Annotated in this window: 20 protein-coding genes; 13 read left to right on the forward strand and 7 right to left on the reverse strand. The window is 51.6% G+C overall.

The genetic code is table 11. From position 1 onward, the window contains the following. The first annotated feature begins 10 nt into the window (after window positions 1–10). The 3 genes from EKM70_RS05645 (at window position 11) to EKM70_RS05655 (ending at window position 3,144) form a co-directional block, all read left to right on the forward strand. Window positions 11–397, forward strand: coding sequence for a DUF3021 family protein (locus EKM70_RS05645; protein WP_125546051.1), 387 nt, complete (start codon window positions 11–13; stop codon window positions 395–397). 296 nt (window positions 398–693) lie between these two features. Continuing rightward, window positions 694–996 carry an LlsX family protein gene (locus tag EKM70_RS05650; RefSeq protein ID WP_125546053.1) on the forward strand — a complete coding sequence of 101 codons (303 nt, stop codon included), beginning with the start codon at window positions 694–696 and terminating at the stop codon, window positions 994–996. A 150-nt stretch (window positions 997–1,146) separates the two neighbouring features. Continuing rightward, window positions 1,147–3,144, forward strand: a complete 1,998-nt coding sequence (locus EKM70_RS05655) for a KUP/HAK/KT family potassium transporter (protein WP_125546055.1) — start codon at window positions 1,147–1,149, stop codon at window positions 3,142–3,144. Between the two features lie 214 nt (window positions 3,145–3,358). On the opposite strand, the gene yjeM is transcribed toward EKM70_RS05655, so the two are convergent. Both yjeM and EKM70_RS05665 read right to left on the reverse strand, forming a co-directional pair. After that, entirely contained in the window at window positions 3,359–4,867 is a 1,509-nt protein-coding gene (gene yjeM / locus EKM70_RS05660; RefSeq protein WP_125546057.1) for a glutamate/gamma-aminobutyrate family transporter YjeM, read from the reverse strand. Window positions 4,868–4,920: 53 nt separating this feature from the next. Then, entirely contained in the window at window positions 4,921–6,342 is a 1,422-nt protein-coding gene (locus tag EKM70_RS05665; RefSeq protein WP_125546059.1) for a C69 family dipeptidase, read from the reverse strand. Between the two features lie 233 nt (window positions 6,343–6,575). Between EKM70_RS05665 and EKM70_RS05670 the strand changes: the two genes are divergently transcribed. From EKM70_RS05670 to EKM70_RS05685, 4 genes are all read left to right on the forward strand, one after another. Then, on the forward strand, window positions 6,576–7,529 hold the full coding sequence (locus EKM70_RS05670) for a YitT family protein (protein WP_225416385.1): 954 nt from the start codon (window positions 6,576–6,578) through the stop codon (window positions 7,527–7,529). Window positions 7,530–7,600: 71 nt separating this feature from the next. Further along, a complete protein-coding gene (locus EKM70_RS05675) occupies window positions 7,601–7,789 on the forward strand; it encodes a 2-hydroxymuconate tautomerase (RefSeq protein WP_048736130.1) in 189 nt (62 codons plus the stop codon). A 176-nt stretch (window positions 7,790–7,965) separates the two neighbouring features. Then, window positions 7,966–9,468, forward strand: a complete 1,503-nt coding sequence (gene glpK, locus EKM70_RS05680) for a glycerol kinase GlpK (RefSeq protein ID WP_125546062.1) — start codon at window positions 7,966–7,968, stop codon at window positions 9,466–9,468. 327 nt (window positions 9,469–9,795) lie between these two features. Continuing rightward, window positions 9,796–10,941, forward strand: coding sequence for an ArgE/DapE family deacylase (locus EKM70_RS05685; protein ID WP_125546064.1), 1,146 nt, complete (start codon window positions 9,796–9,798; stop codon window positions 10,939–10,941). A gap of 42 nt (window positions 10,942–10,983) precedes the next feature. On the opposite strand, the gene EKM70_RS05690 is transcribed toward EKM70_RS05685, so the two are convergent. Next, window positions 10,984–11,796 (reverse strand): Cof-type HAD-IIB family hydrolase, encoded by an 813-nt coding sequence (locus tag EKM70_RS05690; protein WP_125546066.1) that lies wholly within the window; start codon window positions 11,794–11,796, stop codon window positions 10,984–10,986. Window positions 11,797–12,018: 222 nt separating this feature from the next. Between EKM70_RS05690 and EKM70_RS05695 the strand changes: the two genes are divergently transcribed. After that, on the forward strand, window positions 12,019–13,374 hold the full coding sequence (locus EKM70_RS05695) for an RsmF rRNA methyltransferase first C-terminal domain-containing protein (RefSeq protein ID WP_125546068.1): 1,356 nt from the start codon (window positions 12,019–12,021) through the stop codon (window positions 13,372–13,374). 72 nt (window positions 13,375–13,446) lie between these two features. On the opposite strand, the gene fni is transcribed toward EKM70_RS05695, so the two are convergent. The 4 genes from fni to mvk are packed head-to-tail and all read right to left on the reverse strand — an operon-like array spanning window position 13,447 to window position 17,533. Then, window positions 13,447–14,484 (reverse strand): type 2 isopentenyl-diphosphate Delta-isomerase, encoded by a 1,038-nt coding sequence (gene fni / locus EKM70_RS05700; RefSeq protein ID WP_125546070.1) that lies wholly within the window; start codon window positions 14,482–14,484, stop codon window positions 13,447–13,449. 11 nt (window positions 14,485–14,495) lie between these two features. Next, window positions 14,496–15,569 (reverse strand): phosphomevalonate kinase, encoded by a 1,074-nt coding sequence (locus EKM70_RS05705; RefSeq protein WP_057877898.1) that lies wholly within the window; start codon window positions 15,567–15,569, stop codon window positions 14,496–14,498. Between the two features lie 42 nt (window positions 15,570–15,611). Then, the gene (gene mvaD / locus EKM70_RS05710) at window positions 15,612–16,589 is read right to left on the reverse strand and encodes a diphosphomevalonate decarboxylase (protein ID WP_191985886.1); all 978 of its coding nucleotides are present in this window, start codon (window positions 16,587–16,589) and stop codon (window positions 15,612–15,614) included. Further along, the gene (gene mvk / locus EKM70_RS05715) at window positions 16,586–17,533 is read right to left on the reverse strand and encodes a mevalonate kinase (protein WP_125546074.1); all 948 of its coding nucleotides are present in this window, start codon (window positions 17,531–17,533) and stop codon (window positions 16,586–16,588) included. The genes mvaD and mvk overlap by 4 nt, the downstream gene beginning before the upstream one ends. A 225-nt stretch (window positions 17,534–17,758) precedes the next feature. Between mvk and EKM70_RS05720 the strand changes: the two genes are divergently transcribed. The 5 genes from EKM70_RS05720 to EKM70_RS05740 all read left to right on the forward strand — a co-directional run bounded on the left by EKM70_RS05720 (window position 17,759) and on the right by EKM70_RS05740 (window position 24,479). Beyond that, entirely contained in the window at window positions 17,759–20,602 is a 2,844-nt protein-coding gene (locus EKM70_RS05720; protein ID WP_125546076.1) for a helicase C-terminal domain-containing protein, read from the forward strand. Between the two features lie 48 nt (window positions 20,603–20,650). Beyond that, complete coding sequence (locus EKM70_RS05725; RefSeq protein ID WP_125546078.1) at window positions 20,651–21,154, forward strand: cell wall elongation regulator TseB-like domain-containing protein; 504 nt, start codon at window positions 20,651–20,653, stop codon at window positions 21,152–21,154. Between the two features lie 14 nt (window positions 21,155–21,168). Continuing rightward, entirely contained in the window at window positions 21,169–22,347 is a 1,179-nt protein-coding gene (locus EKM70_RS05730; protein WP_125546079.1) for a pyridoxal phosphate-dependent aminotransferase, read from the forward strand. Between the two features lie 28 nt (window positions 22,348–22,375). Next, complete coding sequence (asnS, locus tag EKM70_RS05735) at window positions 22,376–23,671, forward strand: asparagine--tRNA ligase (RefSeq protein WP_164506338.1); 1,296 nt, start codon at window positions 22,376–22,378, stop codon at window positions 23,669–23,671. A 103-nt stretch (window positions 23,672–23,774) separates the two neighbouring features. Then, window positions 23,775–24,479 carry a DnaD domain-containing protein gene (locus EKM70_RS05740; protein ID WP_125546081.1) on the forward strand — a complete coding sequence of 235 codons (705 nt, stop codon included), beginning with the start codon at window positions 23,775–23,777 and terminating at the stop codon, window positions 24,477–24,479. Window positions 24,480–24,729: the final 250 nt, after the last annotated feature.

Here is a 24,729-nt window from a genome sequence, read left to right on the forward strand (position 1 = left end):
AGGGGTGGATATGACAAAGATTTTCCACTATGCCATGAATGGCATGGGTTATGGGGCCGTGTCTTATCTGGTTCTGCTGGCCATGCAGGAGGTTCCCGCGCATGTCTCCCCAAAAAATGCGATCAGTTTGCTCCTAGTGAGCGCGGTGATTGGTGTTCTCAGTATGATTTTTGATGAGGATTATCAAGGGTTGCCGTGGCCGCTGGAATTGGGCATTCACCTCGTTGGGACCGCTTTTCTGGTCATGGGGTACATGCTGTTCAATGGCTGGTCACTTGACTGGTCCTTCTGGGGCATCTTCGTTCTGCTTTATGTTGTTGTTTGGCTCGTCGTCAGCGTCGATCAGCATTTTCGGGTGGTCAAGATCAATCGGGCCCTGCAGAAACGAAATAAGTAGCTGGAAGCAGGTCGGATAGCAAGAATTGATCGTCATGGAAAAGAAAATTAAAATAATCCTTGACGATAGCCACTTTATCCTGTATAGTTACTTATTAGAGTTTAAGAGATGCTAATAACGTAATTCAGAGAGATTGATTAGCAAGCCGGAGTTTCTTAGATTTTAAAAGCCGCTCGCTCATTCGCAGGAATGGGGGGCGGCTTTTTTTGCGTTCGTTTGTTCATTGCGGTTATGGGGTCGAGGCGTTTTGTCGAGCCACACGGTGGGGTGTAGTCTGCGACTAGGAGGTGGGGACGATGCGTCAAAAAGTGATGATTCAATGGGCAACCTGGATTTTAGAGAGTTTGTTACTCGCGACGCTGGGACTCTCCGTGGTGATTTTCTTAGGATACGCGACCTTCTACGCCACTGGTCGTGGTGAATTAACCTTGAGGCTGGGACATCTGGCTTTTTATCGAATTAGCAAGGGCACAACCAGTGTGACCGGTCAGAGGTTGAATCCGGGGATGGTGATTACCTGGTTGGGAAGCCTAATTATTATTATGGGAATCTTCGTTGAGAGTCACCGGGATCATGGTCGCCACCAGCGTTCAGTTTAGCTGTAAATTAGTTGGGTGGCCTAAACGATTGGTGACCTTTTTTATTGTGACCCAACTTAGGTTAGTCACCGCACCAATTGCGCCCGCTTACTTGGGGTTCCTCGGATGACCCGCTATGATGGGGGTAGCGTCAGACGAGGGGGGTCAATCATGAAAAAATCGACACGGACATTGTCCGCAGTGGGGATGCTCATCACGTTGGGGATCGTGTATGGAGACATTGGGACGTCGCCATTGTATGTGATGAATGCCATTTTAGTTCAGTCGGGGAAGCATTCGCTTTCGGCGACGGCACCGATCATGTTGGGGAGTATCTCCTTGATTTTTTGGACGCTGATGTTGATTACGACGATTAAATACATCTTACTGGCCATGCGCGCTGATAACCGGCATGAAGGGGGGATCTTCGCCCTGTATGCCCTGGTTCGGCCGCATGCGAAATGGCTGATTGTGCCCGCTCTGATTGGTGGGGCGGCGTTATTGGCCGATGGCACGCTGACACCAGCTGTAACGGTGACGTCGGCCATTGAAGGATTGAAGGGCCAGACCATCGGCCCATTACACTTTAGTGACGGTCAGGGCTGGGTACTCCTGGTAGTCACAGGAATTCTACTGGGACTCTTTCTAGTCCAACGCTTCGGAACGGAGCGAATTGGCTGGTCCTTTGGGCCGATGATGTTTATCTGGTTTAGTTTCATTGGTTTAGTAGGCCTCCACAATCTTTGGGCCTATCCGGCTATTTTAAAGGCTTTGTCACCAGTGTATGCCGTAACCTTTCTGATGAGCCCATTGAATAAGCAGGGGATCTTCATCCTGGGCAGTGTCTTTCTGGCAACGACCGGGGCAGAAGCTTTGTACTCGGATATGGGTCAGGTTGGTAAGCAGAACATTTACGGGACCTGGCCGTTTGTCTATGTCACATTGATGTTGAGTTATCTGGGTCAGGGCGCCTGGGTCATTCGTCACGCTGAACAGGTGCTGGCGACGCAGGGGGTCAATCCCTTCTATGCGATGGTACCAGCGGCGTGGCGGTTATTTGCCATCATCATTGCGACGGTGGCGGCCATCATCGCTTCACAAGCGTTGATCACCGGGTCCTATACCTTAGTTCACGAAGCCATCGGGCTCAAACTCCTGCCACGGTTACGGATTAAGTTTCCGGGCAAGGTTAAGAGTCAACTGTATGTGGGTGCCGTGAACTGGCTCTTGTGTGCGGTAACCTTGAGTGTCGTTTGGTACTTCAGAACATCTAGTCACATGGAGGCGGCTTACGGGCTAGCGATTACGATGACCATGTTGATGACGACGCTATTACTGCACGCCTTTCTCATGCAACGACACCACCCGGTGCTGGCCAAGGTTTACGTGGTCAGCTTTGGTTTATTGGAGAGTCTGTTCTTACTGGCCAGTCTCGCCAAGTTCGTTCACGGCGGGTACGTCACCCTGCTGATTACGGTGGTGATCCTGACGGTTATGGTCTTCTGGTACTACGGTAACTTACGGCGTGACGCCTACTTGGAGGATACGGAAGATGTGTCACTCTTAGACTTCTTACCGCAGTTGACAGCGCTCAGTAAAGACGACCAGATTCCTTCGTTTGCCACGAATCTGGTCTATATCAGTAAAGTGACCCCGGGTTACCAGATTAAACGTGCGATCGTTTACTCCATCTTGGATCAACAGCCTAAACGAGCCGCGGTTTACTGGTTCGTGACGGTTAACGAGACCGATACGCCTTATGAGTGCTCCTATTCGGTAAATACGCTGGGCACGAGTAACGTAGTGGACGTCCAACTCTACCTGGGCTTCAAGAAGCCACAACGACTGAACGTTTATCTCCGTCAGATCGTGAATGATCTTTTGGCGGAAGGGGTACTGACGGATCAGACGCCGCGGTATTCCAGCATGCCTAACCGGCAGGTCGGTAACTTCAAATTCATCATGTTGAATCAACAGTTCCAGGATCTGGGCGCCCAAGAGAACATTCCAACTGGCGATCTGATCCTGATTGGTGGTCGGCTCTTGTTGCAACGCATCAGTCTGTCCCCACAACGGTGGTATGGACTGGGCTTCAGTGACGTCGTTGAGGAACGAGTGCCATTGTTTATTGGCCAGGCGCCTGATCGGACACTGAAGAGAAGAGTGTGACCAAGGGCGGTTAGCTGGCGAGCATTAAGGCTGATAAGCAGATAATCCTGGGTTTGGATTATTTGCTTATCAGGTTTAAGCGGAGTCAGCTGCCCTTGGGCGCACGTTTCGGCCAGATAAAACTGACGCGCAGATTGTCTCCAGAAAAATAGCAGTACACCAAAAAAGGTGGTTCACCGATCTCTCGGTAAACCACCTTTTCAAATAGACGCAATTAGTTTTCGCTAGTACTCGTATCTGCGGCAGTGCGTTTCTGACCGTTGTAGTAGAAGATCCAGGCAACAGCCCCGAAGAAGATCGGACCGATGATGGTCCAGAAGGCTGTCATGTAGTCGTGATCCAAGATTGGTTGGAGACAGGTGAAGCCAATCCCACCGACCAAGATAACCAGAACCAGACCAACGATGATGTTCGTCCAGAGGCGACTCTTAAAGATGACAAAGGGCCGTTCTAGGTCTTGCCGACGTTTGAAGAATGGGAAGGCCCCAATCAAGAACAGGTAAGGGAAGGACGTGGAAACGTTCCCCATATCGGTCAAGATTAAGTAAAATTCATTAGCGGCGGAGCCCCCAAAGGCCACGAGGAAGATGAAGACAGCCACGACGATGGCTTGAATCCACATCGAGTAGGCAGGCATGCCCACCTTGTTGAGTTGCGTCATCTTCTTGGGCCAGAGTTTTGGTGATGACCCTAAGATGAAGGACTTCAATGGGGAGTATACCAGAACGAAGAAGGACCCTAAGTAAGCCATGAACATGCTCAGTCCAGTTAACCGGGCTAATAAATGACCCAGACCAACGGAAGAAGCTGTTGATAAGTTCATCCCGTGGCCTAAAACGACCCCAAGATTATTCATTAAGACGTAAGTGATGTTTCCCAAGTTCACTTGGCTCTTGCCCAGGACACTGTGCCAGTTAGCACTGATCCCCCAGAGGAAGATGGACAGAGAGTACATGATGGTAATGGCAATGGTCGAGATGATTAACCCCTTAGGGAACGTCTTCTCGGGCTTGTCCATACTATCAGTAATCCCACCCATGGATTCCATCCCCGCGTAGGCAAAGACCGCGTATGTGATGAAGGAGAGTAGGGCCATCGGTGAGGAGAACCCAGGATTTGGTGAGGCGATGAAACTGTGGGCACCGTTGATTGGTTCAGCGAGTTGACCACCATTCAAGAAGAAGATAATCACACTGGCTACCAAGAACAGACCAGTCAGGAACATCACGAAGATTCCCCCCAATGAAGAAATCTTGGCGATGGAATTCATCCCCCGATTAGCGAAGAAGGTGACGGCGAGGATCCAGAAGATCCCCAAGAGGCCCACCGTTTGGGTGGAAGACAGGCCTAAGACACTCCAGGTCTGCGTCTTGTCGCCACCGGATAGCAACGTTGAAAGTGGGATCCAAACCTTCGTTGACGTGGAAACCATCCAAATAATCCAGGATGATAACCAGATGAAGGTCCCAATGAAGGCCCACTTTTCACCGATGGAACCGGCTAGCCAGGAGTAGATTCCCCCCTTGGCTTCCTTAAATGTTGAACCATATTCGGCCAGCATCAAGGCACTCGGTAAGAAGAACAGTAAAGCAGCTAAAACGTACCAAATAATACTTGCATATCCCATTTGGTCATAGGCAACCGTCGTGTTGGCGAAGCCGTAAATGGCCGTAAAGATCATCAAGATTAAATTCGATAATTTAATCTTTTTTTGATTTTCCATTATTTAATCTCCCATTAATGGTGAGGGCTAGTCACAGACCAGTCCCGACCGTGTTATAAATTGAGGTCCTGATGATAGTTCAAAGGACCCAGGTCGGTGGCCTGCGTAATCAAGGTCGCCGCTAGCTCACGGTAACGCCGAATTCCCAATGCGGCGTTCTCGTTGGCTTGTTGCGTTAAGAAATGATTCAATTCGGGGCCGGATAATTGGCGCCCAACGGCATCGGTGTGCTTGACGGATTGCTTGAAGGCGATCCGTAATTCCTTTTGCACAGCCGCTACGGCAGGCAAGGCGTCGTGGTAGTGGGCATCTAGAAGGACCCCGACGTGCTTGTAAACCCAGTAGGCTGACTCACTGTCGTAGGTGACCTTACCGGAGTGGTATGACTCCGGTGTGCTCTCAATACCGGAGTAGAACGGCACGTAGACACTCTCAGCGGCCACACCCATGGCGAGCCACTGAATACCAGCTAAGGCTGGGTCCATATCGGGTCGAACCTGTAAGACGTGTGATTCTTGAGTCTTAGCCAAACTGATTGGCCGGAACTTGGTCCGCTGTTCCTTAGTACCAGATCCCACCGGATCATAAGGGGTTTCTTGATAGTGACTGCTCAGGTAATCCTGGGCGTCGTCTACGGATAAGAGCCGGTCGGCGTACTGAATAAATGGTAAATCAAATGATTGCGGTTGCGCTTCGACGGCCGGGGTAAATTGTTTCTGACCGTACCAGACCCGTGGGGTGTTGTAGTACAGGTCAGATTGGTCTTGCGTCCCGAAGATTTCACGCCAGTTAAACCGATCGGAATGGGGGTTCAAGTGGTTTTCGGCAACGAAGGACTGCAGGTTCCGGGCAAACATGAAGTTGTCAGGATCATTGAAGTCAATGGTCTGAATGGCCATTTGGTTGGCGATGACGGCGTAGCCATTGTCGGGGATGCGTTGGGCAACCCAGTTATGGCCGGCCCCCGTTTCGAGGTACCAAGCTTCCTTCTGGTCGGCGAAGAGAATCCCACTAGATTCGCTGGTTCCGTAGAGTTCAACGATTTGACCCAGCAGGGCGACCCCTTCACGAGCCGTCTTGACGTAAGGTAAGACCACGGTAACCATGGCTTCCTCACCAATCCCGTTCTTCACGAGGGGATCGGCGCCTAAGACGCGTTCGTTGGAGTAGGTACTTTCGGTGGCACTCATGGCAACACCGTATTCGTTAAAACCATCTTCTTCAAACAGGCCGTATTCATCGGTCCATTCGGGTGTGGCGGTGTATTTTGCCGCATGCAGGGGTAGAGGCATGGTGAAGCCATTATCTTTATCCTTGCTGACAAAGGTCTGCGGGGTAGTTGCCGTGGTGGCTGGGTGGACGATGAAGTGCTTTGGCCAAGCGGCCTTGGAATCTTCGTTTCGACCGATGATGACTGAGCCATCCATGGTGGCCCGCGGCCCAATTAAAATACTGGTACATGCAGAATAATTCATGGGAGCGCTCCTTTCGCAAGTTGAATAAATTAACGATCTTATTTTATCATTTTTATAATCGAACCGGTTGCCTTTCCGGGGAACTTTAATTATTTTCTCGAGAATTCTCATAAAAATAAATATTTATACATTCCACTGTATGCCCGTCTGTCGGCGAATTTGCCTTAATCCGCGACATCATGCGCGGTTTGGTGGCTATTTGGGGCTAGCTAATGACGGCTAGATGTGGTTAAATGATGAAAGAAATTGGCCAGAAAAGGGGTACCAAGATGAGAAGCCTGTTAGAGAATCGCCGTGAGGTTGTGACGCACCTCTTAATTATGGTGGGATCTGCCGTCATTAGTGCCATTGCCCTGAATGAGTTTTTGGTTCCGGGAAAGATATTTAGTGCGGGGATCAATGGGATCTCCCAAATTATTGCCATGCTGTTGCAGGGCGTGGGGCTTAACCTCAGTACCGGGTGGTTTATTCTACTATTCAACGTACCGATCGGGTTGTTAGGTTGGTTCAAGGTGGGGCGCGGATTTACCCTGTATTCCATCCTGGTGGCGATTCTGACCTCCGTCTTGGCAATCGTGATTCCGGTTCATAATATTGCTAACAACCCACTACTAGCGGCGTTATTTGGGGGGATTCTGACCGGGGTTGGCGTGGCCTACCCGTTGAAGAATGGGTTCTCTACCGGGGGGATGGATATCATCGCCGTGGTCTTGGAGAAGACGACGGGCCGAACCATTGGGACGCTGATGCTGATGATTAATTTTGGCATCGTGTTAGTTGCCGGCTTTCTCTTTGGCTGGGAGAGTGCTTTATACACAATTATCTCAATTTATGCAATGTCACGGGTGGTGGATAGCATTCACACGCGGCATCAGAAACTGACGGCATTTATCGTGACCGCTCATCAAGAACAGGTCATTGCCGAGTTAAATCGGACATTAATCCGGGGGATCACGGCTATTCCTTCCTTTGGGGCGTACACCGGCAAGGCCAGTACCGTCCTCATGACGGTCATTTCGCGCTATGAACTTTATGCATTGGAACATGCCGTGAAGGACGTCGATCCGCACGCTTTCGTGAACCTAGTGAATACCGTGGATATCGAGGGGAACTTCTATAATGAAACGGAACAGCTGAAGTTGAAGCAGGCGACCTCATTGAAAGCCGCGAAAGACAGTCAACAATAGGCGAGGCTTGTTCTAACAGGACGTTATCGGTATAATAGCCCTATCCAAAAACAGAAGGGAATGGACCAACCATGCCAATCGTTAATATCGACTTAATCGCCGGCCGCTCACAGGACCAACTCAAGGCCTTAGTGCAAGACGTTACTGCCGCGGTCACCAAGAATACCGGGGCGCCAGCTGAACACGTGCACGTCATTTTACGTGAGATGCAGCCCAACCGTTACGGGGTTGCGGGTGTTTTGAAGAGCGACGAAAAGTAAAAAACATTTCCGAAATCTTATAAACCGCCACCATTCTCGTTACATCGGGCTTGGTGGCGGTTTCATTTATAAAAACGTTTGGCGTGGGGCACACTTTTCGGTATACTAGACCCATGCGCAACATCACGGTGTTTTTAGGCCGTTGCTAACAACGAATGAATGGAGAGTCTATGACAATGAATGATCAACAATACATGATGGCAATTGACGAAGGGACGACGAGTACCCGGGCTATTTTATTCGACCGGCACGGCCAAATTGCGGGGCAGGCACAACGGGAATTTCACCAATACTTCCCCCAACCAGGCTGGGTTGAACATGACGCAGACGAGATCTGGAATGCGGTTCAATCGGTTATCTCCGATGCGCTGATTGATTCCGACGTGCAACCTTACAAGGTTCGTGGGATTGGGATCACCAATCAACGGGAAACCGCCATTATTTGGGATAAGAAGACGGGGGAACCCATCTATCACGCCATCGTTTGGCAATCCAAGCAGACCAGTGAAATTGCGGATCAGTTGAAGGCTGACGGGTACACCGACGCCATTCACGACAAGACAGGGTTAGTCATCGACTCCTACTTCTCTGCCACCAAGATTCGTTGGATTCTGGACCACGTAGAGGGGGCCCAGGAGCGCGCTGAACGCGGTGAACTCCTCTTTGGGACCATTGATACCTGGATTCTCTGGAAGCTCACAGGCGGCCGGGTACACGCTACTGACTACACCAATGCCAGTCGGACCATGCTGTACAACATTCATGACTTGAAGTGGGATGACGATATTTTGGGTTGGTTAAACATTCCAGCCGCCATGTTGCCAGACGTGCGTTCATCATCCGAAATTTACGGGTACACCGCCGGTTACACGTTCTCTGGGGTTCAGGTGCCAATCGCTGGGATCGCTGGGGACCAACAGGCCGCCTTATTCGGGCAAACCGCTTTTGACAAAGGGATGGTCAAGAACACGTATGGGACCGGGGCGTTCATCGTGATGAACACCGGTGAAGAGCCAACGTTGTCCCACAATGGGTTGTTAACCACCATTGCCTATGGTTTAAACGGTAAGGTAACCTATGCGCTTGAAGGGTCCATCTTCGTCGCTGGGTCCGCCGTTCAATGGCTCCGTGACGGGATGCGTTTCTTCGAACATGCCAGTGAATCCGAAAAGATGGCCGTCGATGCCAAGACGACCGGGAACGTCTATGTGGTCCCAGCCTTTACGGGACTCGGAGCTCCATACTGGAACCAAGAAACTCGTGGGGCCGTCTTCGGTCTGACACGGGGGACGACGCGAGAACAATTTGTGCGGGCCACGGTTGAGGCCATTGCCTACCAGACGCGAGACGTCGTGGACACCATGACCAACGAAACTGGCCTGGACATCCAATCGCTCAGTGTCGATGGTGGGGCAGCGAATAACAACTTCCTCATGCAGTTCCAGGCGGATATTTTGAACACGCCAATCAAGCGGGCTGCCATCAACGAAACCACGGCGCTCGGGGCAGCCTATCTGGCTGGATTAGCCGTTGGCTTCTGGCCCGACATGGATGTCATTCGGAAGATGCACGCTTTACGCGATGAGTTCACGCCACAAATGGCGGCGGACCGGCGAGATAAATGCTACTCCGGTTGGCAGGCAGCCATCAAGGCAACGCAAGCGTTCCAAGCTGAATAAAACACTTATAAATGGTCGCATCTCGGATAACGCTGAGGTGCGATTTTTGTTGTTAAATCGGTTTTTGTAAAATACAAAGTTGGAGAATGCTAGTCGCATAACATAGCACAGAGGCAGACAGGTCCATTTTGACGGCTTATCAAGCGCTTACAGGATAAAACGATAAGATTTTAGGCAACCTGCCGTCGAATACGAACGGCTTGATATCAGCTTGTTGTATGTAGCAACTTCCGTGTTAAGCTCAAGAACATCGCTTGCCAAGTCAAACGCAATAAATGAGCTTTTACCATAAAAGCGGTACAATTATTTTAGAAGGAGGAATCAGCGATGGCAGTGTTTACAGATGAACAAAAAGTGCAGTTATTGTCAGATCTGGTCGCCATTCAATCGGTGAACGATCACGAGTTGGATGTCGCCCAATATTTACAACGAATCTTGGGTGAACATGGGATTGCGGCACGGTTAATTCCGTTAAGCGCTACCCGTTCGAACCTCATTGCGGAAATTGGCCAAGGGAGTCCCGTTCTGGGAATTTCCGGCCATATGGATGTCGTGGCGCCGGGTGATGTGTCAACGTGGCACAGCGCCCCATTTACGCTGACTGAACGTGAGGGTAGCCTCTATGGTCGCGGGGTCACCGATATGAAGGCGGGTCTAGCCGCGCTGGTGATCGCCATGATCGAGCTTCATGCGGCGGGGAAACCGATTCATGGGACCATTCGGTTGCTGGCCACTGTTGGTGAAGAGGTCGGGGAACTGGGTTCCGAAGCCTTCTTTGAAGCCGGTGACATGGACGACGTTGATGCTTTACTGATTGGAGAACCAACGGGGTATCGGATCTTCTCCGCACACAAAGGGTCGATGGATATCAAGTTAACTTCGACGGGCAAGACCGCTCACAGCTCCATGCCAGAGTTAGGTTCCAATGCGATTGACCCCTTATTAGCCTTGTTGAGTCAAGCTAACGTTGCGTTCAGAGACACCGACCATCACAACGACCTCCTGGGAGATCTCACCTTTAACACGACGGTCTTCAATGCCGGGGATCAGGTTAATTCGATTCCGGGTCAGGCCGTGGCTGAGATTAACGTGCGTACGATTCCAGAATTTAACAATCAATTAGTCATTCAGACTTTACAGCAATTGGTGACCCAGCAAAATGATCAAGGGGGTCACGTGGTGATGGACATCTACATGTCCCAGTCACCTGTCGTGGAACCACGAGACAACCCGCTAAGCCGAGTTGCCGCGCGAGTCGGTGAAACCTTCTCCGGACAGGCAATTCCGCGTTTGGCCTTGCCGGCGGTGACGGATGCCTCGAATCTTTTAAAGAAGAAGGGCGATCAGTTCCCATTCATCGTCTTTGGACCGGGTAACGAAACGGCACATCAGATCGATGAACACGTGGACCGTCAGATGTATTTGAACTTTACTACGTTATATGAACAGTTGCTGGAGGCTTATCTCCAGTAAAGAAAAAGCGTCGATCACAATGATCGGCGCTTTCGTTTGTGCTTATTTAGCTAATTTTAGATAATCTTGGAGATAGGTCGCGAGACCATCGTGATCGTTATCTAGTGGCGTCACGTCACTGGCCAGGGCCTTAATCTGTGGCGTGGCATTTTGCATCGCGACTCCCCAGCCGGCGTAGTCAATCATCGCGGTGTCATTGTGTTCGTCACCAAAGGCGATAATGTTTTCGCGTTTGATGTGGTAATGATGGGCGAGAACCTCCATACCAGTTGCCTTTTGCACGCCCTTGACGCCGAGTTCAACGACCGCATTGGGGCCACCCCAAGGTGCGGCGTCGATCTCATCACTGAACTGGTGTTGAATGTAGCTCAACAGGTGTTCTTGGTGTGATCGGTCGACGGCAACGGTCAAGCTCGTGGGGTTTTCTGTTAACGTTTTTTGATTGAGAATTTGGTTTGTCTGAAGAATTGAGGGGAAGAAGCCTAATTCAACGGGATGGTCACGTACGGCTAAGAAGAGATTCTTACCTTCCGCGGCCAACATGTTGATACCCAGTTCTTCACGGTGAGCCAACAGGTCGAAAGCGACCTCACGGTTAAAAGTATACTGATATTCGTCTGCCCATTGGTGGTGGGGAATGTGGCCAAGGCTCCCGTTAAAGTTAATCATGGGGCCATCAAGGTTGAGTTCGTCGTAAATGTCGGCGGAGATCCGGTTGGGCCGTCCCGTCACAATGCTGACAATGTGGCCGGCTTCACGGGCTTGGGTCAGAACGGCCTTAGTTTTGGCAGAGACCTGAGCGGCCGCATTGAGCGTTGTGCCATCGAGATCAATCGCAATTAATTTTCGTTCCATCAAAGGACACCTCACAGTAAATTGATAGTTTTGGTTGTTGACCGATAATTAAGCTAGCCCATTCAATGTACCATATTCCGCGAAAAGAAGCGACCGGAACACCTCTTTACAGGGGTAGTCGATCGCCATTGAAACGCGTATAATGATTGGAGAAGTTTGAAAAAACCGACAGTTTGAACCCTAAAAACAACAATTTGTAAGCTACAAAATGGAGGAATAACGGTGGATTTGCCAAAAGATTTTATCACAAAATATCAGCGCCTCTTGGGACCGGATGCCCCGGCATTTTTTGCAAGTTTCGATGAAACAAGTGAAGGGGGCTACCGCGTTAATCCGTCACGTCCCGAGGTGCCGGCACTAACTGCTGCCCCGGCTGTGCCCTATGCTAAGTTTGGCTACTATGGTCCGGTCAGTGGGCGAAGTCTCGCTCACCAGAGTGGCGCCGTGTACAGTCAGGAACCGAGTGCCATGTTTGTTGGCGCAACGGCTGCCCCCCAACGTGGCGAGCGAGTTCTTGACCTGTGTGCGGCTCCCGGCGGCAAGACCACGCACCTGGCAAGTTACCTAGAAGGGACCGGGTTATTGGTCACCAATGAAATCAATCGTAAACGGGTCAGTGTCTTGGCCGAAAACGTCGAACGATTCGGTGTTAAGAATGCCTTGATTTTAAATGATGCGCCCGAACAACTCAGTCCTGTTTTCCCGGACTTCTTCGATAAGGTTCTAGTCGACGCGCCTTGTTCCGGTGAGGGCATGTTTCGTAAGGATCCAGGGGCCATGGATTATTGGTCACTGGACTATGTTCAGGAGTGTGCGGAACGTCAGCACCAAATCCTAACGGAAGCTCTCAAGATGGTTAAGCCGGGTGGTCAGTTGATTTACTCGACCTGTACGTTTGCCCCCGAAGAGGACGAACAGACCATGGCCTGGGTACTAGACAATTATCCAGATTTCCACCTGGTACCGATCGAGAAGACGGCTGGTGTGATTGATGCCATCCCCGAATGGGCCGATGGTAATCCCGAGTTGAAGAAGGCAGCGCGTCTGTTTCCCCATCTGATGAAAGGTGAAGGGCACTTCGTGGCTAAGCTCGAACGGGATGCCGGTGAGTCCCGGCAACCGCGGGGCAAGGCTAAATTAGGGACGCCACTTACCGCCGATCAACGTCACTTGTGGGCCGACTTCGCCCAGGATGTGTTGGGTACCGCCGACTTTACCGATCTTGTCACGGTTAAAGACCAACTCTTTGCGGTGCCAGCTAATCTGCCGGACCTCAAGCGGTGTCACGTCTTCCGCCCAGGGCTACATCTCGGAACTTTCAAGAAGAATCGTTTCGAACCAGCCTATGCCTTAGCCCTGGCCAGTGATCCCCGGACCACAGCCCACACCCTGACCATTGATGATCAGCAGTGGCGCAAATGGGTCCACGGTGACACCTTTAGCTTGGCGTCAGCCCCAACTAAGGGCTGGTACCTCTTGACCTGCCAGGAACAGCCAGTTGGTTTCGGCAAGGTTGTGGGGAATACGGTGAAGAATTTCTTCCCTAAGGGCTTACGTTTCATGGTGTATGATGATTAATTGCTAATAGCAAAAAGCGTGAACACAACTATTGTGCTCACGTTTTTTTGTATAATGGCGATTGATTTTAGCTTAATAAGTCAGTTGTCGTTGTTCACAATAGTCTCGCAGTTCTCGTGAGAGCAAAAGGTGTTGTTGCTGAAGCTCGTCAATAGACGCCGTTCCCAGCAGTGTCATGATGGTTTTGAGACCCGTTTGCCAGTCCAAGAGGAACTGCGTCGTGGTGGCCTCATCCGTCTTGATCAGGTGGTGGAGAATTTGTCCCGCGCTACCGACGACGTTGGCTCCTAGCGCTAATGCCTTGGCAATGTCTAACGGTTGGCGAACACCACCGGTGGCGATCACCTGTAACTCAGGCTGTCTCCGGGCTTCTAGGAGCGACTCCACGGTTGTCTGGCCCCAACCGGCTAGGTAATCGAGATCCTTGCCAGGTCGCCGAAAGTTTTCGATTTGAGCGAAATTTGTGCCTCCACGACCACCCAGGTCGACTAAGGTGACGCCGACCGCAGCTAATTGTCGAAGAGTCTCATGGGCCATACCGAAACCAACCTCCTTGACGATGATCGGCACGTCGAGGCGCGCCACGGTCTCGCCGATGTTGTCTAACCAGTGAAAGGTCCGGTCGCCCTCGGGCATGACCAGTTCCTGAGCCGTATTAATGTGAATTTCTAGGGCGTCGGCTGCCAGCATGTCCACCACGGTTCGAGCGTCCCGCGAGCCGTGACCGGCGCCAATGTTTGCGAAGACTAAACCGTCGGGGTTATTTTCTCGTAAGGGCGTGAAGGTGGCGATAGCTTGCGAATCCTTGAGTGCAATGCTCTGCGAACCACTGGCCACAGCCATGCCGGTCAAAGCGGCAATCCGTCCCAGACTCGCATTGACCTTGCCCGTACGTGGTGAACCACCGGTCATGGCTTCGATCAGCAGGGGCACTGGCAGGGACAAGGGGCCGAGATGAGTCGTGAGATCCACATCCGTCACAGCCATTTCGGGCAGACTTTGGTGGATGAAACGGAGCTCGTCGAACTGACTAGCGGCCACCGGCGTATAAAATTTTTCCGCCAGCGACAGGTGTTCGTCCTTGCGGTGGGCGTGGCGTGAAATTTCCATGATAAAACTCCTTATTCGATCACGTGATGGACGTTTAATTTCAAGGGTTCAATCCCGCGTTGTTCCCATTCGTGGAGCAGACTGGCAAGATCGCGAGCGGCATCAATAATGACAATGCCACAGTCGCCGCCACCGGCTCCGGAGGATTTGGCGGCGCCACCGATACCCACGGCGATGTCACACATCGTCTTGAGTAACTTGGTTTCAATGGTGACGTGGCTCAGGGTAGCCAAGTGATCCAACAGGTTACGGTTAACCGCAATCTCGCGTTGAATGGCCTGAAGATCCTGATCGTGGAACCCGTCAATCATGCGTTGCAGGCAGGCCTTGCTTTCGCGCAGGAAGGTGTGGTATTCGTGTCGTTGCGTGGCCTTGAAGAGGGCGACCTTGTCGACGAGATGGGAGGTGGAAGCTGGTGTTCCAGTCCACCCGATCATCAAACGTAGAGATTCTGGTGGGGTCAACAGTTCAATCTGGAGCCCTGGCCAGTCGGTATTCAAGAGGTCCGTTAGGCTGAGTTCACGCCGAGCGGAGGCCAACCAATCGCGGTCAAAGGCCTGATAGGCAATCCAACCACCGTAAACAGAGGCGGCGATGTCTCCCAGGGATCCGTTCCCTTGGACGTCGAGGTGGGCGATGGCGGCTAACTTAAAGAGCCGGTCCTTACTCATTTCGAGACCGTAGAATTGGCACAGGGCCTTGATCGTGGCAACGGTGACGGCGGCCGAAGAACCCAGACCGTACTTTTTGCCGTCGGCGCTGTCGAGGTCACTGTTGACGTTTAAGTGGTAGATAGCCAGGGGTTTACCCAGTGACTGGGCATATTGTTCCGTGAGCCGGATGGCCGACAAAATATAGTGAAAGGGATTGTCTCGGTTGTCAAAAACCAACTCGTTCCCTTGACGTTGCCAGTAGAGTGAGTTTTCTTGGTACTGCTTGGAAGCAATTCGCCCGTAATCGTGGCTTGGTGTGATGGTTACCGTCACGAACTGGTTAAGTGCGACAATAATTGCCGGGTAACCGGGTTCAACGACGGCATATTCACCGGCAATATAAAGTTTTCCGGGTGCTTGCGCGGAAATCAAAAGATCAGGTCCCTTCTGTTGCTGTTCAATAAATTTGATGGTTTAGGATAAGTATTTCAGACCGGGGCCCGGGTGGGCGACGATAACATTGGTAGCGCCAAAGAGTTCACTGAAGCGCTGCGTGATGGCGGGAACGGTCGGTTCCTCGCAGAAAACCTTGAGGTTAGGACCGGCATCCAGGGTGTAATAACAGGGGACGCCTTGGTCGCGCAGTTCTTGAACGGCGGCCATGGCCGTTAGCGTGTCGCCATTAAAGTAAGTATAGGGTGGCTGGGCGCTTAGGGTCAGCGCATGCATCCGCATGGCGTTACTTTCGAGAATCTCGCCCAGCGTCTGGAAGTCATGGTCGTGGATCGCAGGCTTGATGGCTGCGAGATCCTGAGCCACGACGTCACGCCAGGCCGCGTAATAGGGCGACGTGGTCACGCTACTCTGCATTCCTTGACGTGAGCTGACCTTCTTATGGTGCGGGTCCAAGACGAGGGCCACGACTGCTAGTGGCCAATCGACCTGTTCAGCAATGGGGACGGCGTAGGAATCGGCATCGCGATGTCCTGCCTGCCATTCAACGAAGCCACCATAGATGGAACGGGTTGCCGATCCAGAGCCGCGACGCGCAAGCCGTGACAGGGCAGGCTTGTCCAAGCTAAGGCCGGCAGCCTTGCTGGCCGCGCCGGCCAAGGCCGCAAAAGCTGAGGCTGAAGATGCTAGGCCGGCCGCGGTTGGCACGTGATTCGTCGAGGATACTCGCGCAAAAGAGGTGCCCGCAGTCATTTGGCGCACCAAGTTAAGAAACGTATGAACTTTTTGACTGGCTTTTTCTGAGAGCCGTTGGCCATTTAACGTGACCTCATCGGCAGACAGGCGATCGTCAAATTCGACGGTGGTGTCGGTGTAAAACTGGTCGAGGGTCAGGGAAAGGCTACTGGTCTGAGGTAAGATGAACTCGGTATCGGCTTTTCCCCAGTATTTAACGAGGGCGATGTTGGTGTGAGCACGAGCTGTAACAGCAGGCATCATTCGGGTTCCTCCTCTAAGTTAAAGCTTTCCAGCCAGGTCTGAGTGGCTCCGGCGGCCGTCAATTCTTGTTGCACGTGTTTTGCAGTTGGTAGGTCGGCACACAGGGCAATCAGGCAGCCCCCCATGCCACCACCAGTTAATTTGGCCCCTAAAGCGCCGTTAGCGGTGGCAATGGCCGTCAGTTGGTCCAGTTCCGGGGAACTAACGCCTAGCCCACGGAGCTGCTCCTGAGCGGCACTCATGACGTGTCCAAGTGCGGGGAGGTCTGGTTGGGCTAATGCGACTCTAGCTTCTTGTGCGAGCAGACCTAACGTGTCAATCTGGCGGGTCGTTTCCTGTGGAAATAAGGTTTTGCGTTGGGCGACGGCGGCGACGGCCTTACCCGTCTGGCCCTTGATCCCACTGTCGGCAATGACCAGGGTGCCATTTAAGGCAAAGGGGATCTGCGTAATGGCTTGGTGCGGCACGAACCAGATCGGCACAGCCGAACTGACCGTAGCCGCATCGATCCCACTTGGATTCCCGTGAGTGATCTTCTCAGCGATGGCGGCGGTGGCCAAGAGTTGGTCGCGGGTCATTGTCCGATCAAAAAAAGCAGTCATTGCGCGCGTGATCGCCACGGCCACAGCGGCTGAGGATCCCATGCCACGTTCGGCAGGCAAATCACTCTCGATCCGCATGGCAAAAGGCGTTTGATGGCCATTGAATCGGTCTAGCAGTGTGTGAATGAGCTTCGCCACGCCCGCAAGGTTCTGTCCCAGTTCGTCGATTGGGCCGTCAAAGTAACGGCTCGAGATCGTTTGGCCGGTAGTGGTTGGGCGCATCGTCACGTTGGTTTGGACCGAAGGCAGGGGTAAGGCGATGGCTGGTTGCCCATAAACAACACTGTGATCACCAATAAGAATAATTTTGGCATTACTTTGCCCGGTAACGGTTCTAGCCACGTCTACTCGCTCGCTTTCTTCATGAAATTATCTACCAGAATATCATACTCTACTGATAACTATTGCGCTAGCTTTGCCCCTGAAAAACTGCCAATCTGTCAAAAATTAACCCTTTCTATAGAATTACCGTCCGATCGGGGTAACGCCACGATAGCGTTGCCTGGCTAAGTGGTGTATCATAGTGCCAGTTATAATCGCAATTGTGCAGAAATTGGTGAGCATATTATGGATAAAGACACGGTTTATGCGGTGGTGGATATTGAAACTACCGGGACCAGTGTGAAAGATGGCGACCGCATTATCCAAATTGGGTGCGTCTTCGTCCAGCATAATCAGGTGATCAATCATTTTGAAACGGATGTGAATCCGCTTCGAGAGATCCCCGCGGCCATCTCAAGGCTAACGGGAATCACCAACAAACGGGTTCGTCACGCGCCACTCTTTGACGACGTGGCCGGGACTCTCTATAGCCTGTTGACGGATACGGTGTTTGTAGCCCACAACGTTAATTTTGATTTACCCTTCATCAACTCGGAATTCGCTCGGGTGGGTTATCCAGAATTAAACATTGCGGCGGTGGATACCGTTTCTCTCAGCCAGATTCTCTTGCCGACAGCCCCAAGCTTTCGGTTACGAGATCTGAGTAGCTACTTCAACATCGAACATGACAACCCCCATTCGGCGGACAGTGACGCCGGGGCGACCGCGGAATTATTTATCTTTCTCTTCCGTCGGTTGCGGGGGTTACCACTGGTGACGCTTCAACAGATGATTGATTTACGACCGGAACTACCGCTCCAAACGGCGGCTCTTTTTGACGTGGCGGTGCGATTGAATACGGCGACACCACGCAAGCTGCCGGACTATCTTTATGTGAAGAATGGTTTAGCCTTGCGGCAGACACAGCCGTTACCAACGGCAACACTGGCTGAACCGAGCACGTATCCGAAAACAAAGAAACAAAAACAGCGGCTGATGCCGGATAACCTGGAATGGCGTCCGGAACAAGCTAAGATGATGAATTACATTTACAACAATTACGCCCACAGTGATCTTCATCCGGTTAAACAGATGATTGTGGAGGCCCCAACGGGCATTGGGAAGAGTCTCGGGTATCTTTTGCCGATGGCTTACCTGACGCAGGGCAACCGAACGGTCGTGATCAGCACGGCCACAACATTACTCCAAGAACAATTATTGACACAAACGGTGCCACTGCTTAATCAAATCGTGCCTTTCACCATGAATGCCGTTTTGGTTAAGGGCGGGCGGCACTACCTGGATCTACAACGGTTTGCCACGACTCTCAAGGTGGCCGAAAGTTCCAAGCAGACGCAATTGCTGAAACTCCGGCTCTTGGTCTGGCTGACCATGACGACCACCGGTGATCTTGATGAGTTACATCTAGCAACTTATCGTGCCCCATACTTCCAAGAGATTGTCCACGAGGGGACCGTGGCTAACGATAACCCCTTCTATGAAGATGATTTCGTTCGACGCCGGGATCAGCGGGTCGCCCAGGCCCAGATTGTGATTGTCAATCATGCCTATCTGAGTGAGCATGCAAGTGAGTTGGGCCAGAACCTCTCGCGGCCATATCTGGTCATCGATGAAGCCCAACACTTGGCCGACAGTACGCTACGTCAGCGACGGACTCAGGTGAAGTTTGCCAACATCGTCAATGAACTACATCATATTCAACGCGAGATCAGTCGTGAGATGGGGACGAGTCTCCTGCGGTTGTTCCATGGGAATACCGCGGCAGTCCGCAGTCTCAATAGCCTGTTGGTTACCAGCCAGAACCTAGAGAAGACGCTGCGCCAATTGGTTAACCAACTCTTCTTGACCTTCTTAGCCGGTCAAAGGGGAAATACCCAAAACCAAGTCATTGAACAACTTATCCCGACCGCTAAACTAGCAGCCATGAGTCAACAGACTCAGCCACTTCTCGATACGATTCAGAAGGATAATACAACCTTACTGATTCAGTTGGGTCGACTGCGGCAACAGTTTGAACAGCACCGTGATCGGTTTGCATCTTCAGAACGTTACATCTTCGAACAAGTTGACACGCGGGTTCACGTGATTGATGATGACGTGGTGCAGCTAGTGGCGATCTTCGATCAGGTGACGCAACAGGGACCGGCTAGTCTATTCTGGCTGACGATTAACCACGTTGGTGATCGCAATAGCCTGCAACTGGCTAGTGGTTTATTGGCGACGGAAGGTTTCTTGCGCCGTCAGATTTACACGCATTTCCAGCCGGTCTTGTTAACCGGGGCGACCCTGTTCTCCTCGGGACGTTCACAATACATTCTCGATCAGTTCGACCTCGAACGGGATGAGACGACCACGCATCGCATGCGGTCGAGTTTTGACTACAGTGAACAGGCCGAGTTGTTTGTGGCGGACGATGGTCCAGACTTGAGTAAGGTGTCAACACGTGACTATATTGTCTATTTGTCTACTGCAATAACCCAATTGGCGGGATCTGTAAACAAGCAAACGTTGGTCCTTTTCAACTCGCTGAGTGTGATCGAACAGGTCTACCAGCAGTTGGTCAAGCAACCCGAATTTGCTAATCGGGAGATCTTTGCCCAGGGGATCAGTGGGAGTCGCGAACGAATTGCCAAACGATTTGCGACCAGTCATGGCGCCATCTTGTTAGGCGCAGCTAGTTTTTGGGAAGGGATTGACCTGCCCGCAGAGCAGCTGGAACTTCTGATTGTGACGCGCCTGCCATTTGATTCGCCTGACCGGGTCTTCGTGAAGGCCAATTATGCGCGTTTGGAGGCAGCGGGGAAGAACCCGTTCTACAATGCGGCATTACCGGCGGCCACCTTACGCCTGCGTCAAGGGGTAGGTCGATTGATTCGAACGCCGACCGATCGCGGAGCCATTGTGATTTTGGATCAACGGCTCCTAGAGCGACAATATGGCAAGAGTATTCTGCGAGCCTTACCCGCCGATCTTAGCCGGACGGACGGCGACATTACCACCATTTCACAAGGGTTGGTTAAATTTTTTGAAAAAAAGCCGAACAACCCGGTGACGCCCCCGGAAGTTTGATATAATTGGAAAAGATTGAATTCTGATAAGGGAGTACGAAGAGAATTGATGAGACAACAATATCAACGGCGTCGGCGGCCACGCCACTGGGTGCTCCTGAGCATTCTGGTCATTGTCCTAGTGCTGTTAATCAGTGCAGGCTATGTGATTCGGCGGGCTACTAAGCCGCTCAGCCAGGATCAGATTAGGGCGGAACGAATCGCCCAGAAATCAGGTCATCTGACGAGTACCAGTGATTTTTACTGGACGAATTTAAATTCCACCTATTACACGGTAGCCGGTAAGAATAAGCAGAAACAGGATGTTTATGCGGTTATCTCCAAGTCGGGCAAGGATGTCACCGTACTAAAACAAAGTGCGGGGATGTCACGGAATACGGCACTCCAGCAGGTCTGGAAACGTAATCCCAAGAAGGTGCTGTCGGCTGCTCTACGGATCTTTAACGGCAAGCCGGCCTGGCAAGTGGGTTATCTCAATCAGAGTGGTAAGCTCTGCTACGTGACCTTCCAGTACAGTAATGGAAAGGTTCTCCAGCAGATCGCCAACATTTAGCAAGGAGGATGACGATGCGACTTTCTAAGCGAGCACAAGCAGTGCGCCCTTCGGCAACTTTAGCAACCGGCCAACGGGCCAGAGAACTCCAAGCAGCAGGAGTCGACGTGATCAATCTGAGTGTGGGCCAGCCGGATTTCCCGACGCCGGCGCCCATCAATGCCAAGGCCGTGGCGGCCATTAATGCCGGAACGGTCGACGGTTATACGGATACGGCGGGAATCCTCCCACTGCGCGAGGCTGTCAGCCAGCAGGTTCGGCGGTTACATGGGATTGACGTGTCCGCCAATCAGGTAGTCGTGACGACTGGGGCCAAGTTGGCCTTGTATGCCCTTTGCCAAGTTTTATTGGATCCCGGTGACGAAGTCCTCTTGCCAAAACCCTACTGGGTCAGTTATGCTGAACAAGTGGGGCTGGCCGGAGGTCGTCCGGTAACGGTCGATCCTCAGGCAAACTTGAAGGTGACACCAGACCAATTGGCACAAGCCTATACGCCACGTACCCGGGCCTTGATTCTCAATTCGCCACAGAATCCCAGCGGGGTAGTCTACTCTCAAGCGGAATTACAGGCGATTGGTGAATGGGCAGTTGCCCGAGATGTGCTGGTCATTGCCGATGATATTTATGGTGAACTCGTTTATGATGGCTCGACAGTAGCGCCGTCGATCGTGGGGATTACCCCGGCCATTACGGCGCAGACCGTGTTGATCGGTGGGGTCTCCAAGACCTATGCGATGACCGGCTGGCGGATTGGCTATGCCATTGGCCAACCAGCACTGATGCAAGCGATGAAGACCGTGTTATCCCATATGACCGGGAATACGGCTGCCGTGAGTCAGGTGGCCGCTCAGGCGGCGTTGACCATGGACCAAGCATCGGTTGTTACCATGCGCGCTGATTTCAAACGGCGACGTGATGCAATTTACCCACTGCTGACGGCCTTGCCTGGCTTTCATTTAGCGGGTAAGCCGCAGGGGGCCTTCTACTTCTTCCCAGATATTACGGCGGCGATGGCCATCAAACAGGTGGCCACGTCGAGTGAGTTTGTCGCCAAGGTGTTAGAAGAAGCTCACGTGGCGGTCGTCGCGGGAGAAGCCTTCGGCATGCCGGGGCATATTCGCCTCAGCTACGCGTCTAGTCTGCCCGTGCTCTTGACGGCGATGGACCGTTTAAAACAGTTTATGCAAGATTAAAAATTTATTGTGAGATGGAGGAATGATTGTGGAACAGATCAACATTATTGATGCCAGCAAGCACGTCGATGAAAAAGTAAAAATTGGTGTCTGGCTCACCAATAAGCGTTCCAGTGGGAAGATTGCTTTCCTACAATTGCGGGACGGAACCGCTTTTTTCCAAGGTGTCGTTCTTAAAAAAGCCGTCGACGAAGCAACCTTTGAATTAGCAAAGGAAATTCGTCAAGAAACCAGTATGTGGATCACAGGGATCATTCACCAGGATGACCGGTCACACTTTGGCTATGAAATCGAAGTTGAATCGATCGAAGTTATTGGCGAAAGTGAAGACTATCCTATTACACCTAAAGAACACGGGGTTGATTTCTTAATGGACCACCGTCACCTTTGGCTGCGTTCATCTAAGCCACACGCTCTGATGCGGATTCGTAACGAGGTTATCCGGGCCACTTATGAATTCTACAACAAGGAAGGTTTCACCAAGATTGATTCCCCAATCTTGACGGGGAGTGCGCCTGAAGGAACGACCGACTTGTTCCACACGGAATACTTTGATCGTGACGCTTACCTGTCACAATCCGGGCAACTTTACGCCGAAGCCGGGGCCATGGCCTTTAACAAGGTCTTCACCTTTGGTCCAACGTTCCGGGCTGAAAAGTCCAAGACGCGTCGTCACTTGATCGAATTCTGGATGATTGAACCCGAAATGGCCTTCATGCACCAAGAACAAAGTCTTGAAGTTCAAGAACAATACGTGGCTTTCTTGGTTCAAAATGTCATTGACCACTGTGCCGCTGACTTGAAGACCTTGGACCGTGACGTTGACGTTCTGAAGAAGTACACGCACCTGCCTTACCCACGAATCAGCTACGATGAAGCTATTGAGTTGTTGAAGGCTAATGGCTTTGACGTGGACTGGGGTGTCGACTTCGGATCACCAGAAGAAACCTTCCTGGCCGATCATTTTGACAAGCCCGTCTTCGTGTTGAACTACCCGAAGGCTATCAAGCCATTCTACATGAAGCCACATCCAACGCGTGACGATGTTTACATCTGTGCTGACCTCTTAGCCCCAGAAGGCTATGGGGAAATCATTGGTGGGTCCGAACGTGAAGTAGACTACGACAAGTTACTCGAACAAGTTAAGAAGGCTGGCCTCGATCCAGAGGAATACAGCTGGTACCTTGACTTGCGGAAGTACGGGTCCGTGCCTCACTCTGGTTTCGGGATGGGTCTCGAACGCTTCCTGACCTGGATTACCGGTGAGGAACACGTCCGTGAGGCGATTCCATTCCCACGGTTGTTGAACCGTATTTACCCATAGAAATTAACGGATCACACGACCGGACTGCCTGTTGGCGTTCGGTCGTTTCCTTTATACGGCGATTTGTGAGCCGTAACGTGTCAATGATAGGGGGTCATGATAAATGGATGATTTTATGCGACGCTATATTCAGGGTGGTCAGACCAGTGTGGCCAACTATCTCCTCGATAATTTTCGAGCGGTGGGGATGACCACGGATCAGTTATTGGTATACATTCAGTTGCGTCGCGAGATGGATCGAGGCGTGCTTATGCCCGATGCCGATAAGCTCGCCAAGAGACTGGGCTGGAACCAGCAGCGCGTCTATCAGGTATTACATGAGATGATTGAAAATAAGTTGATGACCATTGAAAGTGTCACAACATCTCAAGGCCAGAGTCAGGATGCCTATGACTTCCGTTTGCTAATCGAGAAGCTTAGCCAATTGTCAGTCCAAGAGAAAACGGTCGTGGCTAAGGCCGCTAGACAAGCCGAAACCACCGACCGGGCCACCGTGTTTGGCCAGATCGAAACCGAATTTGGTCGGCCACTCTCGCCTCTGGAGATGGAGAGCATTAACCATTGGTTAGATGACGACCATTACAAGCCCGAGCTGATCCAACTAGCCTTAAAGGAGGCCGTCCTCAACCAGGTCTATAACCTCAAGTACATGGACCGAATTCTACTGAATTGGGAAAAGAAGAACCTCACAACGGCAGTCCAAGTCCAACGTGACAAGGAACGCCAACAGCCACGGCGAAGTGCCAAACCGACGACGCCCGGTGGTGAGGTACCTGACGTGCCAATCTTTAAGTTAACGGATAATTAGATAGCCTAAGGGGAATCCCCGTTGATCGTTTTTTAATGACGATTGGTGGGGATTTTTTTGTCGTTGCCTATGGAGCTCTTATAGGTTGGCTGGTATAACAATGTGCTGACAAGATTAGCGTGACAAGTTATGAGGTATCTTGCCAGATAACAGGCAGGGATAATTGTCAATTTTAAAAAAGTTGAACGGAAAATTTTTATTTAATTCATTGATCAGGCACCGCGTTTGATTCAAAGTTTTCAGCAGTGTT

Source organism: Levilactobacillus lindianensis (assembly GCF_003946095.1).
GTDB lineage: Bacteria > Bacillota > Bacilli > Lactobacillales > Lactobacillaceae > Levilactobacillus > Levilactobacillus lindianensis.

Excerpts from the sequence above, each read along its gene's own strand:
- EKM70_RS05690 (WP_125546066.1), bottom strand. The coding sequence starts at position 11,796 with ATGGAACGAAAATTAATTGCGATTGATCTCGATGGCACAACGCTCAAT.
- EKM70_RS05670 (WP_225416385.1), top strand. The coding sequence starts at position 6,576 with ATGATGAAAGAAATTGGCCAGAAAAGGGGTACCAAGATGAGAAGCCTG.
- yjeM (WP_125546057.1), bottom strand. The coding sequence starts at position 4,867 with ATGGAAAATCAAAAAAAGATTAAATTATCGAATTTAATCTTGATGATC.
- EKM70_RS05645 (WP_125546051.1), top strand. The coding sequence starts at position 11 with ATGACAAAGATTTTCCACTATGCCATGAATGGCATGGGTTATGGGGCC.
- EKM70_RS05650 (WP_125546053.1), top strand. The coding sequence starts at position 694 with ATGCGTCAAAAAGTGATGATTCAATGGGCAACCTGGATTTTAGAGAGT.
- fni (WP_125546070.1), bottom strand. The coding sequence starts at position 14,484 with ATGGAAATTTCACGCCACGCCCACCGCAAGGACGAACACCTGTCGCTG.
- mvaD (WP_191985886.1), bottom strand. The coding sequence starts at position 16,589 with ATGATGCCTGCTGTTACAGCTCGTGCTCACACCAACATCGCCCTCGTT.
- EKM70_RS05655 (WP_125546055.1), top strand. The coding sequence starts at position 1,147 with ATGAAAAAATCGACACGGACATTGTCCGCAGTGGGGATGCTCATCACG.
- EKM70_RS05675 (WP_048736130.1), top strand. The coding sequence starts at position 7,601 with ATGCCAATCGTTAATATCGACTTAATCGCCGGCCGCTCACAGGACCAA.
- EKM70_RS05740 (WP_125546081.1), top strand. The coding sequence starts at position 23,775 with ATGGATGATTTTATGCGACGCTATATTCAGGGTGGTCAGACCAGTGTG.
- EKM70_RS05730 (WP_125546079.1), top strand. The coding sequence starts at position 21,169 with ATGCGACTTTCTAAGCGAGCACAAGCAGTGCGCCCTTCGGCAACTTTA.
- EKM70_RS05685 (WP_125546064.1), top strand. The coding sequence starts at position 9,796 with ATGGCAGTGTTTACAGATGAACAAAAAGTGCAGTTATTGTCAGATCTG.
- EKM70_RS05665 (WP_125546059.1), bottom strand. The coding sequence starts at position 6,342 with ATGAATTATTCTGCATGTACCAGTATTTTAATTGGGCCGCGGGCCACC.
- EKM70_RS05720 (WP_125546076.1), top strand. The coding sequence starts at position 17,759 with ATGGATAAAGACACGGTTTATGCGGTGGTGGATATTGAAACTACCGGG.
- EKM70_RS05725 (WP_125546078.1), top strand. The coding sequence starts at position 20,651 with ATGAGACAACAATATCAACGGCGTCGGCGGCCACGCCACTGGGTGCTC.
- glpK (WP_125546062.1), top strand. The coding sequence starts at position 7,966 with ATGAATGATCAACAATACATGATGGCAATTGACGAAGGGACGACGAGT.